Below are 12,673 nucleotides of genomic sequence, written 5' to 3'. Positions count from 1 at the left end.
ATAATGGGCATCCACTTTGCAGGGGCGTAGTTCCAATTGGTAGAACAGCGGTCTCCAAAACCGATGGTTGCGGGTTCGAGTCCTGCCGCCCCTGCCAATTCAACAACAAGTCCACATTTAAAATAACGTGACCAAAATCAGGTAAGTCGCTTATTTGTAAATTTGGATTGAATGGATTTACCCTGTTTTATGCAGGGTTGTTGTGTCTGTATTTAAGGTAAAATTGATTATGAGCACTAATGTTGAAAACTCGTCAAGCTCGATGGACACGGTAAAGTGGCTGGTTGCTATTGCACTTCTAACTGGTGCTGTAGTTGGTAATTACCTATATGCCGATTTATCTGTTTTAGTACGCGCTATTGGCGTCGTGGTAGCAATTGCTGCCGGACTTGGCATTTTGGCAACAACGGAAAAAGGCCGCACCTTTATCGCCTTTGCCAAAGAAGCAAGAATTGAAGTACGTAAGGTCATTTGGCCAACACGTCAGGAAGCAACTCACACCACGTTTATCGTGATTATTGCTACCGTTATCATGGCATTAATCCTATGGGGATTAGATGGCATTTTATTCCGTGCCGTTGGCTTTTTAACTGGATTGGAGATCTGATCCCATGTCGGATGAGAACAAAGAAAAGAAATTACGTTGGTACGTGATTCAAGCGTTTTCAGGCTTCGAAAAACGCGTTGCTCAAACAATTATTGAACACATCAAAATCGAAGGCTTGGAAGACTACTTTGGTGAGGTATTAGTACCAACCGAAGAAGTGGTAGAGATGCGCGCTGGTCAAAAGCGTAAATCTGAGCGCAAGTTCTTCCCAGGCTATGTTCTGGTGGAAATGGTGATGAACGACGCTTCATGGCACTTAGTAAACAGCACGCCACGTGTTATGGGGTTTGTTGGTGGTACATCCGATCGCCCAGCTCCGATTAGCAAAAAAGAAGCAGATCGCATTCTTAACCGTCTAGAAGAGAATGCTGAAGCACCGAAACCAGCCACTCTATTCGAGCCTGGTGAAGTGGTTCGCGTAACTGACGGTCCATTTGCTGACTTTAACGGTGTGGTGGAAGAAGTAGACTACGAAAAGAGCCGCTTAAAAGTGTCAGTACTTATTTTTGGTCGTTCTACGCCGGTCGATTTAGAATTTGGCCAAGTTGAGCAAGATAAATAAATTTTAACTTGAAAAAGTTGTCAAAGGCCGCTGATTAATCTATAATCAGCGGCCTTTTTGTTGCTCGCTAAAACGTGCGGCAAAAAGACTGAATTATTAACTGGGAAGCCGTTTGAGTACGCGTCCTCGCGCGCACGAGGCAAAGACCCACAATTGAGGTATTATCATGGCTAAAAAAGTTGAAGCTCTAATCAAGCTACAAGTTGCTGCTGGTATGGCTAACCCTAGTCCACCAGTAGGTCCTGCACTAGGTCAACACGGTGTGAACATCATGGAATTCTGTAAAGCGTTTAACGCGCGTACAGAGTCTATCGAGAAAGGTGCACCGGTTCCTGTAATCATTTCTGTTTACAATGACCGTTCATTCACTTTCGACATGAAGACTCCACCTGCTTCTTACCTTCTTAAGAAGGCGGCAGGCATCAAGTCTGGTTCTGGTCGTCCTAACACTGAGAAAGTTGGTACAGTAACACGTGCTCAACTGGAAGAGATCGTTGAGACTAAACGTCCAGATCTAACTGCTGCTGATATGGACGCAGCTGTACGCACGATTGCAGGTTCTGCACGTGCAATGGGCTTGAACGTAGAGGGGTAATAGAGAATGGCTAAATTAACTAAGCGTATGCGTACTATCCGCGAAAAAGTGGATGTCACTAAAGAGTACGAAATCAACGAAGCTGTTGCTCTTCTTAAAGAACTTGCTACTGCTAAGTTCGTTGAAAGTGTTGACGTTGCTGTAAACCTAGGTATCGATGCTCGTAAATCAGACCAAAACGTACGTGGTGCAACTGTACTACCACACGGTACTGGTCGTGAAGTTCGCGTAGCGGTATTTACACAAGGTGCTAACGCTGATGCTGCTAAAGAAGCTGGTGCTGATTTAGTTGGTATGGAAGACCTTGCTGAGCAAGTTAAAAAAGGCGAGATGGACTTTGACGTTGTTGTTGCTTCTCCAGATGCAATGCGCGTTGTTGGTCAACTAGGTCAAATCCTAGGTCCACGTGGTCTTATGCCTAACCCTAAAACAGGCACTGTAACACCTAACGTTGCAGAAGCTGTTAAGAACGCTAAAGCGGGTCAGGTTCGTTACCGTAACGACAAAAACGGCATCATCCACACTACAATTGGTAAAGTAGACTTCGAAGCTAACCAACTTCAAGAAAACCTTGAAGCGCTAATCATCGCGCTTAAGAAGGCTAAGCCTTCTACTGCAAAAGGTACTTTCGTGAAGAAAGTAAGCATCTCTACTACCATGGGTGCTGGTGTTGCTCTAGACCAAGCTACTCTAAATACTCAAGTAGTATAATTTAGAGATTAGCGTTTACATGGCGCAAAAATTAGACTATAATTTTGCGCCATTTTGTAGAGAATTAACTTTCTCACAAAGAAAGAATTCGGGTTGAAGCGCATAATTTCGAAAGTGGCTGGACTTTTTAGTCTACAATCAATCGATAAATTGCGTTTCCGTCCAAGACCGTAGGTGCAAAGGCTTGCTTTTGCTTAATTAATTGCCTACGTAGACGGTGTGATCCCAGCTAGATTTTCCTAATCTTCTGGTTCTCGCCGTAAAAAGCAGCTCCACCTTGGTGGAGTAAAGTAGAACTGGGAAGTTTTTCCCAACAAACCAGGAGTAACACCCATGGCTTTAAACCTTCAAGACAAAAAGGCAATTGTTGCTGAAGTCAACGAAGCTGCCACAGGTGCTCTATCTGCAGTAGTTGCAGATTCTCGTGGTGTAACAGTTGACGCTATCACAGCCCTTCGTAAAGAAGCTCGTGAGTCTGGTGTATGGATGAAAGTTGTTCGTAACACTCTAGCTCGTCGCGCTATCGAAGGTACTGATTATGAGTGTCTTAACGAATCGCTTAAAGGCCCAAGCCTTATTGCGTTCTCTTCTGAGCACCCAGGTGCTGCAGCGCGTATCTTTGCTGATTTCGCGAAAAAGAACGAAGCATTCGAACTTAAGACGGCTGCATACGAAGGCAATATCGTTGATGTAGATATGCTTGCTAAGCTACCTACTTACGACGAAGCTGTTGCACGCTTAATGAGCGCTATGAAAGAAGCGTCTGCTGGCAAATTGTGTAAAACAATTGAAGCGGTACGCGCACAGAAAGCTGAGCAAGCTGCTTAATCAAGCACCTCTGCTTTCATCATTAAATTTTTTTGAACCACATGGGTTCGTAAATAATTAGGAAATTTGCAATGTCTGTAACTAAAGACCAAATCCTTGACGCAATTGCTGAAATGTCAGTAATGGAAGTTGTTGAACTAGTTGAAGCAATGGAAGAGAAGTTCGGCGTAACTGCAGCTGCTGCTGTTGTTGCTGCTGGTCCTGCTGAAGCTGCTGAAGAAAAGACTGAGTTCGACGTTATCCTAGCTGGCGCTGGCGGTAACAAAGTTGCTGCTATCAAAGCAGTACGTGGCGCAACAGGTCTAGGCCTTAAAGAAGCTAAGGCTCTAGTAGAGTCTGCTCCAGCTCCTATCAAAGAAGCTGTATCTAAGGAAGAAGCTGAAGCACTTAAGAAAGATCTTGAAGAAGCTGGTGCTGAAGTTGAGATCAAGTAATCTAGCTGTTGCTAGGTTCGCTGCCTGAGAAATCAGGCAAGGGCTGGTGATTATTTAATCACCGGCCCTTTTGCGCTATAGAGCGATGTATTCCTATCGCGCAAAAAGCTTCGAATTTCACCGTAATTTTCAATAAGTTATGCATTTTTGTTGAAAATCGCGATGGCATTTGAAGTACACCGATTTGATTACGTTACCGTGCTGTATTGAATGGCATTTGCCGTTAAATAAATCGCAACGAATCATCTAGGTGCGACAATTTAGATGTTGTTATCATGGCTTAGATGCCAGTGAAGTCTGTTCAATTTTGGACAGGTTGGGTCAAAGATCAGCAAGCTGAGGAACCCCATGGCTTACTCTTATTCTGAAAAGAAACGCATCCGTAAGGATTTTGGTAAACGTCCACAGGTTTTGGATATACCTTTCCTACTGCAAATGCAGTTGGAATCGTTCGATAAGTTCATTGCGCCTGACGCTGATGGTGATACTGGGTTGGAAGCTGCATTCCGCTCTGTTTTCCCTATCAAGAGCTACTCGGGCAACTCTGAGCTACAATACGTCAGCTATCGTATTGGCGAGCCAGTATTTGACGTTAAAGAATGTCAAATTCGCGGTGTGACATATTCTGCTCCACTTCGCGTTAAACTACGTCTTGTGCTAATGGACAAAGATGCGCCTGGCACTGTTAAAGACATAAAAGAGCAAGAAGTTTACATGGGCGAAATCCCGCTCATGACAGACACAGGTACTTTTGTAATTAATGGTACTGAGCGTGTTATCGTTTCTCAGCTACACCGTTCACCTGGTGTATTCTTTGATAACGACCGCGGTAAATCTCACTCATCAGGCAAGGTGTTATATAACGCCCGCGTGATCCCTTACCGTGGTTCATGGCTTGACTTTGAATTCGACGTTAAAGATAACCTTTACGTTCGTATTGACCGTCGCCGTAAATTACCAGCATCTATCATCTTGCGTGCGCTTGAGTTCTCTACTGAAGAGATTCTGGCAATGTTCTTCGATACTACCAGTTTCGAAGTAAAAGATGGCAAAGTGTTGATGGAACTAGTGCCTTCACGCCTACGTGGTGAAACGGCAGCATTTGATATTAAAGATGCTGACGGTGAAGTCATAGTTGAACAAGGCCGCCGTATTACTGCGCGCCACATTAAAAATATTGAAAAGCAAGGCATCGATACCCTCGAAGTACCGCATGAGTACATCATCGGCCGTGTAGTTGCGAAAAACTACATCGATGAATCGACGGGCGAAGTGATTGCTGAAGCAAATACTGAATTATCACTTGAGCTAATGGCTGAGTTGGTGAAAGCGGGTCACACTAAGATTGAAACGCTGTACATCAACGAAGTAGACAGCGGTGCTTACATGTCTGAGACAGTTCGCATTGACTCTACTAGCAACCGCTTAGAAGCGCTGGTAGAAATCTACCGTATGATGCGCCCAGGTGAGCCACCAACGAAAGAAGCTGCAGAAGCATTATTTGACAACCTATTCTTCTCTGATGAGCGCTATGATCTATCAACTGTAGGTCGTATGAAGTTCAACAGCCGTGTTGGTTACGACTCTGACACTGGCCCAGGTACACTGAGCAAAGAAGATATCGTTAGCGTGATGAAGGTGTTGATCGACATCCGTAACGGTAAAGGCGATGTTGATGACATCGACCACTTAGGTAACCGTCGTATTCGTTCTGTCGGTGAAATGGCTGAAAACCAATTCCGCGTAGGTCTAGTACGTGTTGAACGTGCTGTACGTGAGCGTTTAAGTCTTGGCGACTTAGACAACGTAATGCCACAAGACTTGATCAATGCGAAGCCTATTTCTGCAGCAGTAAAAGAATTCTTTGGTTCTTCACAGCTGTCACAGTTTATGGACCAGAACAACCCGCTTTCAGAAGTAACGCACAAGCGTCGTATTTCTGCATTAGGTCCGGGTGGTCTAACTCGTGAGCGTGCTGGTTTTGAGGTTCGAGACGTACACGTAACGCACTACGGTCGTGTTTGTCCAATCGAAACACCGGAAGGTCCAAACATCGGTCTAATTAACTCGCTTTCTACTTATGCGCGTACTAACGACTATGGTTTCCTTGAGACGCCATACCGTAAAGTAGTCAATGGCGTAGTAACCGATGATGTTGATTATTTATCAGCTATCGAAGAAGGTCAGTTTGTAATCGCTCAGGCGAACACCACACTGACGGATGAAAACCAATTTGCTGAAGAGCTTATTCCTTGTCGTTTCAAAGGTGAATCAACCTTTATGCCAAGCGATAGCATTCAGTATATGGACGTATCTCCACAGCAGGTTATCTCTGTGGCAGCGGCGCTTATCCCATTCCTTGAACACGATGATGCTAACCGTGCCTTGATGGGATCGAACATGCAACGTCAGGCAGTGCCTACACTACGTGCGGATAAGCCGCTTGTTGGTACTGGTATCGAACGTACACTAGCGAAAGATTCTGGTGTAACCATCGTTGCTAAGCGTGGCGGTACAGTTAAATACGCAGATGCTAGCCGTATTGTTGTTAACGTTAACGAAGATGAGCGTGTACCTGGTGAAGCAGGCATCGACATCTATAACTTAACCAAATACACACGTTCAAACCAAAACACTTGTATTAACCAAAAACCAACTTGTATGGTTGGTGAGCCGGTAGTACGTGGTGATGTGCTTGCTGATGGTCCTTCAACAGACCTTGGCGACCTAGCACTGGGTCAGAACTTACGCGTGGCGTTCATGCCTTGGAATGGTTACAACTTTGAGGATTCAATCCTACTTTCAGAAAACGTTGTAAAAGAAGATCGTCTAACGACTATCCACATCCAAGAACTACAGTGTATTGCTCGTGATACTAAGTTAGGTCCAGAAGAGATTACTTCAGATATCCCGAATGTGGGTGAGTCTGCACTAGGTAAGCTGGATGAGTCTGGCGTAGTTTATATCGGTGCTGAAGTGAAAGGCGGCGATATCCTAGTAGGTAAAGTAACTCCGAAAGGCGAAACGCAGCTAACTCCAGAAGAGAAGCTACTGCGTGCTATCTTCGGTGAGAAAGCGTCTGATGTAAAAGACAGCTCACTACGTGTACCAAACTCAGTGTCTGGTACAGTAATCGACGTACAAGTCTTTACTCGTGATGGCGTTGAAAAAGATAAGCGTGCGCTAGAGGTTGAAGAAATGCAGCTTCGCGAAGCGAAGAAGGACTTCAACGAAGAGTTCAAGATCCTTGAAGGCGGTATTGTAACGCATGCGCGTAACCTACTGGTTAAAGCGGGCATGAGCGAAGAGCAGCTTAACGGCTTAAACGTTGAGAAGCTATTGACGCAAAGCCTAGCTGACGAAGCGCATCAAGCAGAGCTTGAGCAACTAGCAGCACAGTACGACGAGTTGAAAGCAGATTACGATAAGCGTTTTGAAAACAAACGTCGTAAGATCACTCAAGGTGACGATCTGCAACCAGGCGTACTGAAAATTGTAAAAGTATACTTAGCCGTTAAACGTCGTATCCAGCCAGGTGATAAGATGGCCGGTCGTCACGGTAACAAAGGTGTAATCTCAACTATCGTTCCGGTTGAAGACATGCCTTACGATGACAAAGGTCGTACCGTAGACATCGTACTTAACCCGCTAGGTGTACCATCGCGTATGAACATCGGTCAGATCCTTGAAACTCACATGGGTCTAGCTGCACGTGGTATTGGTGAGCGTCTTGAAGAAATGATGAAAGAGCAACGTGAAATCCACGAGCTCCGTGAATTCATTAAGAAAGCTTACGAAGTAGGTGACTGCCGTCAGAAAGTGGATATTGCCAACTTCTCTGATGACGAAGTTCGTCGACTAGCGGCCAACCTGAAAGGTGGTTTACCAATCGCTACTCCAGCGTTTGACGGTGCTCGCGAAGCAGAAATCAAAGACCTACTAGAGCTAGGTGGATATCCACGTAGCGGTCAGGTAACGCTATACGATGGCCGTACTGGTGATGCTTTTGAGCGTCAGGTTACAGTTGGTTACATGTATATGCTGAAACTGAACCACTTGGTTGATGATAAGATGCACGCGCGTTCAACTGGTTCTTACAGCCTAGTTACTCAGCAGCCGCTGGGTGGTAAGGCGCAGTTCGGTGGTCAGCGTTTCGGTGAGATGGAGGTATGGGCACTAGAAGCATACGGTGCTGCCTACACCCTACAAGAAATGTTGACAGTGAAGTCGGATGACGTAAATGGTCGTACTAAGATGTATAAGAACATCGTTGACGGTAACCACAAGATGGAGCCGGGTATGCCAGAGTCGTTCAACGTATTGTTGAAAGAAATCCGCTCGCTAGGTATCAACATCGAGTTGGAAGAAAGCTAATCCGACCCGCCGCAGTTCGCTGCGGCGTTGCTGACTCAGCAACCGGACTGAAAAGAATGTAGGGGTAAGCTATGCTTACCCTCAAGATTAACCTCCGACAGGAGAGCTAAGGTGAAAGACTTACTTAAGTTTCTGAAGCAACAAAATAAGACCGAAGAATTCGATGCAATTCGCATTGGTCTTGCTTCGCCAGACATGGTGCGTTCATGGTCTTACGGTGAGGTAAAGAAACCTGAGACAATCAACTATCGTACTTTCAAGCCTGAGCGTGACGGCTTATTCTGTGCCCGTATCTTCGGCCCAGTAAAAGATTACGAGTGTTTGTGTGGTAAATACAAGCGCTTGAAGCACCGTGGTGTTATCTGTGAAAAGTGTGGCGTTGAAGTTACACTGACAAAAGTACGTCGTGACCGTATGGGTCACATTGAGCTGGCTAGCCCAGTTGCGCATATTTGGTTCTTGAAATCACTACCGTCACGTATTGGCTTAATGCTAGACATGACGCTACGTGATATTGAGCGTGTACTTTATTTTGAATCATTCGTGGTTACTGAACCTGGTATGACAACGCTTGAGCGTGGTCAGCTATTAGGTGAAGAAGAGTACCTTGATTCACTAGAAGAGCACGGTGATGAATTTGAAGCTAAGATGGGTGCCGAAGCGGTACTTGATCTACTTCGTGACCTAGACCTAGGTCAGCTTATCGCAGAAATGCGTGAAGAGTTACCAACCATTAACTCTGAAACTAAGCGTAAGAAGATCACTAAGCGTCTTAAGCTAATGGAAGCGTTCCACCAGTCAGGCAACAACCCTGAGTGGATGATCATGAGCGTGCTACCAGTATTACCACCAGATCTACGTCCACTTGTTCCACTTGATGGCGGTCGTTTTGCGACTTCAGATCTGAACGACCTTTACCGTCGTGTTATTAACCGTAACAACCGTTTGAAGCGTCTTCTAGACCTAGCAGCACCAGACATCATCGTTCGTAACGAAAAACGTATGTTACAAGAAGCGGTTGATGCGCTACTTGATAATGGTCGTCGTGGTCGTGCTATTACCGGTTCGAACAAGCGTCCACTTAAGTCGCTTGCAGACATGATCAAAGGTAAGCAAGGTCGTTTCCGTCAAAACCTTCTTGGTAAGCGTGTTGACTACTCAGGCCGTTCTGTAATTACCGTAGGTCCTACACTGAAACTACACCAGTGTGGTCTACCTAAGAAAATGGCACTTGAGCTATTCAAGCCATTTATCTATGGCAAACTAGAGCGCCGTGGTATGGCGACAACCATCAAAGCTGCGAAGAAGATGGTTGAGCGTGAAGTACCAGAGGTATGGGACGTACTAGACGAAGTAATTCGTGAACACCCAGTACTACTTAACCGTGCACCAACACTTCACCGTCTTGGTATCCAAGCGTTTGAGCCGGTACTGATTGAAGGTAAAGCGATTCACCTACACCCATTGGTGTGTGCGGCCTATAACGCCGACTTCGATGGTGACCAAATGGCTGTTCACGTGCCACTGACGCTAGAAGCGCAGCTAGAAGCACGTGCACTCATGATGTCGACAAACAACATCCTAGCGCCAGCGAATGGTGAGCCAATCATCGTTCCTTCACAGGACGTTGTACTTGGTCTTTACTACATGACGCGTGACCGCATCAACGGTAAAGGCGAAGGCACTGTATTTAAAGACGCTAAAGAAGCTGAAAAAGCGTACCGTGTTGGTGCAGCTGAGCTTCACGCCCGCGTTAAAGTTCGTATCACAGAAGTGGTCATTGACGAAGAAACGGGTGAGCGCAGCACAGTTACTAACTTAGTAGACACTACGGTTGGCCGTGCAATCCTTTCACTTAGCACGCCTGAAGGCTTGCCATTTGAATTGATCAACAAAGCGCTAGGCAAAAAGCAGATCTCAGGTCTACTGAACGAGTGTTACCGTCGTCTAGGTCTAAAAGACACCGTTGTTTTTGCTGACCAAGTGATGTACACCGGTTTCCACTACGCGATGAAGTCTGGTGTTTCTATCGGTATTAACGATTTAGAAATTCCACCGACAAAAGTCGAGATCATCGAGCGTGCAGAAGCAGAAGTTACTGAAATCAACCAACAATTCCAATCAGGTCTTGTAACGGCTGGTGAGAAGTACAACAAAGTTATCGATATCTGGTCACGTGTAAACGAAAACCTTTCACGTGAGATGATGGCGAACCTATCGAAAGACACTGTGGTAAATGCTGAAGGCAACGAAGAAGAGCAAGATTCTTTCAACTCAGTGTTTATGATGGCCGACTCAGGTGCTCGTGGTAGTGCCGCTCAGATCCGTCAGCTAGCTGGTATGCGTGGTCTAATGGCACGTCCAGATGGTTCAATCATCGAGACTCCAATCACGGCGAACTTCCGTGAAGGTCTAAACGTACTTCAGTACTTTATCTCAACGCACGGTGCACGTAAGGGTCTTGCCGATACCGCACTGAAGACTGCGAACTCGGGTTACCTAACTCGTCGTCTAGTAGACGTTGCACAGGATTTGGTTATCAACGAATCAGACTGTGGTACCGAAGAAGGTCTAGTAATGAAGCCGCTGATCGAAGGTGGTGACGTTGTAGAGCCACTTCGTGAACGTGTACTTGGTCGTGTGGTTGCAGAAGACGTGCTGATCCCTAATACCAATGAGGTATTGGTTGCACGTAATGTGATGATCGACGAAAAACTGTGTGATCTGTTAGAAGAACATTCAATCGATGAAGTAAAAGTACGTTCAGTAATCACCTGTCAGAATGACTTTGGTGTGTGTGCGCACTGTTATGGTCGTGACCTAGCTCGTGGCCACATCATCAACCCAGGTGAAGCCGTGGGTGTTATTGCAGCACAGTCAATCGGTGAGCCAGGTACTCAGCTTACCATGCGTACTTTCCACATCGGTGGTGCGGCATCTCGAGCGTCGGCAGAAAACAGTGTTCAAGTGAAGAACAACGGTAGCTTGAAACTGCACAATGCAAAATACGTAATCAATGCTGATGGCAAAATCGTAGTTACGTCTCGTTCTACCGAGATCACTATCATCGATGAGCACGGCCGTGAGAAAGAGCGCTACAAAGTGCCTTACGGTGCAGTACTAACGGTACAAGATGGTGCCGAAGTTAAAGGTAACGACATCGTTGCTACTTGGGACCCGCACAGTCACCCAATCATCATTGAACACGAGTCAAAAGTATCGTTCAGCGATATCGATGATTCGAACACGGAAGCACAGACTGATGAGCTGACTGGTCTTACTCGTGTGGTTGTAAAAGACCTAGCGAAAGTAAACGCCAAAGAGCCTAAGCTAATCATTGAAAATGAAGAGCGTGGCTTGCAGGAAATTCGTCTTCCGTCGTTCACGACTATTGAAGTGACAGACGGTGCAACGGTACTACCTGGTGCTGTGTTAGCGCGTATCCCGCAAGAGGGCTCGAAAACACGTGATATCACCGGTGGTCTACCTCGAGTTGCTGACTTATTCGAAGCCCGTAAACCAAAAGATCCTGCCATTCTTGCAGAAATCACAGGTACAGTAAGCTTCGGTAAAGAGACCAAAGGTAAGAAACGTCTAGTTATCACACCTGACGAGGGTGATGCATACGAAGAGATGATCCCGAAATGGCGTCAGCTTAACGTATTCGAAGGTGAACAAGTGGCAAAAGGCGAAGTTATCGCTGATGGCCCTGAGTCACCACACGACATTCTTCGTCTACGTGGCGTGACTGATGTATCAAACTACATCACTAACGAAGTACAAGAAGTTTACCGCCTTCAGGGTGTAAAGATTAACGATAAGCACATTGAGACAATTGTTCGTCAGATGTTGCGTAAGTGCATCATCATTGATGGCGGCGACACTGAGTTCTTAGCTGGTGAACAAGCTGAAGTGGCACGCGTTAATATCGCCAACCGTGAGCTTGAAAAGCAAGGTAAGATCCCTGCAACGTTTGAAATTCAGTTAATGGGTATTACTAAAGCATCACTTGCTACTGAATCGTTTATCTCGGCTGCTTCGTTCCAGGAGACAACTCGTGTCCTAACAGAAGCTGCTGTAAACGGTAAGAGCGATGAGCTTCGTGGTCTGAAAGAAAACGTAATCGTAGGTCGCTTAATTCCTGCGGGTACTGGTTTTGCTTACCATGAAGACCGTATCAACCGTCGTAAGCAAGGTGAAGAAGCAATTGAAGAGCAAACAGTAAGCGCGGAAGAGGCAACTCAAGCACTGACTGATGCACTAAACGCTGATTTACTAGGTGGTAACGAGTAATACTCGCGCCATCACAGTAATATCTAACAAGCCGTTGTGAAGTAATTCACAGCGGCTTTTGTTTTCTTACTCACATTAATGATCATCAAACTGCCATCAAGGCGTCATCTTTACTCTTATACTGCAAAACAGTGAATATTCTACCTAACTGACAGTTTTGTCCTATTTTCAATGGCTTTGGCATCTTTTTCGGGCTTGATGAAAGCAATTAGTTAGCGTCAGCGGTGAGTTTTGGTTGACAGGTTAAACTTTGGTCATTAAAATTCCGC

8 protein-coding genes and 1 tRNA gene are annotated in these 12,673 nt (G+C 45.7%); all 9 read left to right on the top strand.

What is annotated here, in order from left to right; all coding sequences use genetic code 11:
- The first annotated feature begins 20 nt into the window (after nucleotides 1-20).
- A tRNA-Trp gene (locus tag R3P39_RS12300) sits at nucleotides 21-97 on the top strand.
- 132 nt (nucleotides 98-229) lie between these two features.
- Nucleotides 230-607, top strand: a complete 378-nt coding sequence (gene secE / locus R3P39_RS12295) for a preprotein translocase subunit SecE (RefSeq protein ID WP_336567802.1) — start codon at nucleotides 230-232, stop codon at nucleotides 605-607.
- A 4-nt stretch (nucleotides 608-611) separates the two neighbouring features.
- Nucleotides 612-1,169, top strand: a complete 558-nt coding sequence (nusG, locus tag R3P39_RS12290) for a transcription termination/antitermination protein NusG (RefSeq protein WP_336567801.1) — start codon at nucleotides 612-614, stop codon at nucleotides 1,167-1,169.
- 166 nt (nucleotides 1,170-1,335) lie between these two features.
- Entirely contained in the window at nucleotides 1,336-1,764 is a 429-nt protein-coding gene (gene rplK / locus R3P39_RS12285; protein ID WP_010387320.1) for a 50S ribosomal protein L11, read from the top strand.
- A 6-nt stretch (nucleotides 1,765-1,770) separates the two neighbouring features.
- On the top strand, nucleotides 1,771-2,475 hold the full coding sequence (gene rplA, locus R3P39_RS12280) for a 50S ribosomal protein L1 (RefSeq protein WP_336567800.1): 705 nt from the start codon (nucleotides 1,771-1,773) through the stop codon (nucleotides 2,473-2,475).
- 333 nt (nucleotides 2,476-2,808) lie between these two features.
- Nucleotides 2,809-3,303: a 50S ribosomal protein L10 gene (rplJ, locus tag R3P39_RS12275; RefSeq protein WP_336567799.1), complete on the top strand. Its 495-nt coding sequence runs from the start codon at nucleotides 2,809-2,811 to the stop codon at nucleotides 3,301-3,303.
- Between the two features lie 71 nt (nucleotides 3,304-3,374).
- A complete protein-coding gene (gene rplL / locus R3P39_RS12270; protein ID WP_023400585.1) occupies nucleotides 3,375-3,737 on the top strand; it encodes a 50S ribosomal protein L7/L12 in 363 nt (120 codons plus the stop codon).
- 348 nt (nucleotides 3,738-4,085) lie between these two features.
- On the top strand, nucleotides 4,086-8,111 hold the full coding sequence (gene rpoB / locus R3P39_RS12265; RefSeq protein ID WP_336567794.1) for a DNA-directed RNA polymerase subunit beta: 4,026 nt from the start codon (nucleotides 4,086-4,088) through the stop codon (nucleotides 8,109-8,111).
- A gap of 111 nt (nucleotides 8,112-8,222) precedes the next feature.
- Entirely contained in the window at nucleotides 8,223-12,404 is a 4,182-nt protein-coding gene (rpoC, locus tag R3P39_RS12260) for a DNA-directed RNA polymerase subunit beta' (protein WP_336567793.1), read from the top strand.
- The last annotated feature ends 269 nt before the right edge of the window (nucleotides 12,405-12,673 follow it).

Origin of the sequence: Pseudoalteromonas sp. UG3-2 (genome assembly GCF_037120705.1) — a bacterium.
In the GTDB taxonomy this organism is placed as follows: Bacteria; Pseudomonadota; Gammaproteobacteria; order Enterobacterales; family Alteromonadaceae; genus Pseudoalteromonas.
The sequence above is the reverse complement of the archived record's forward strand: the minus strand, read 5'-3'. Positions and strand labels throughout refer to the sequence as shown.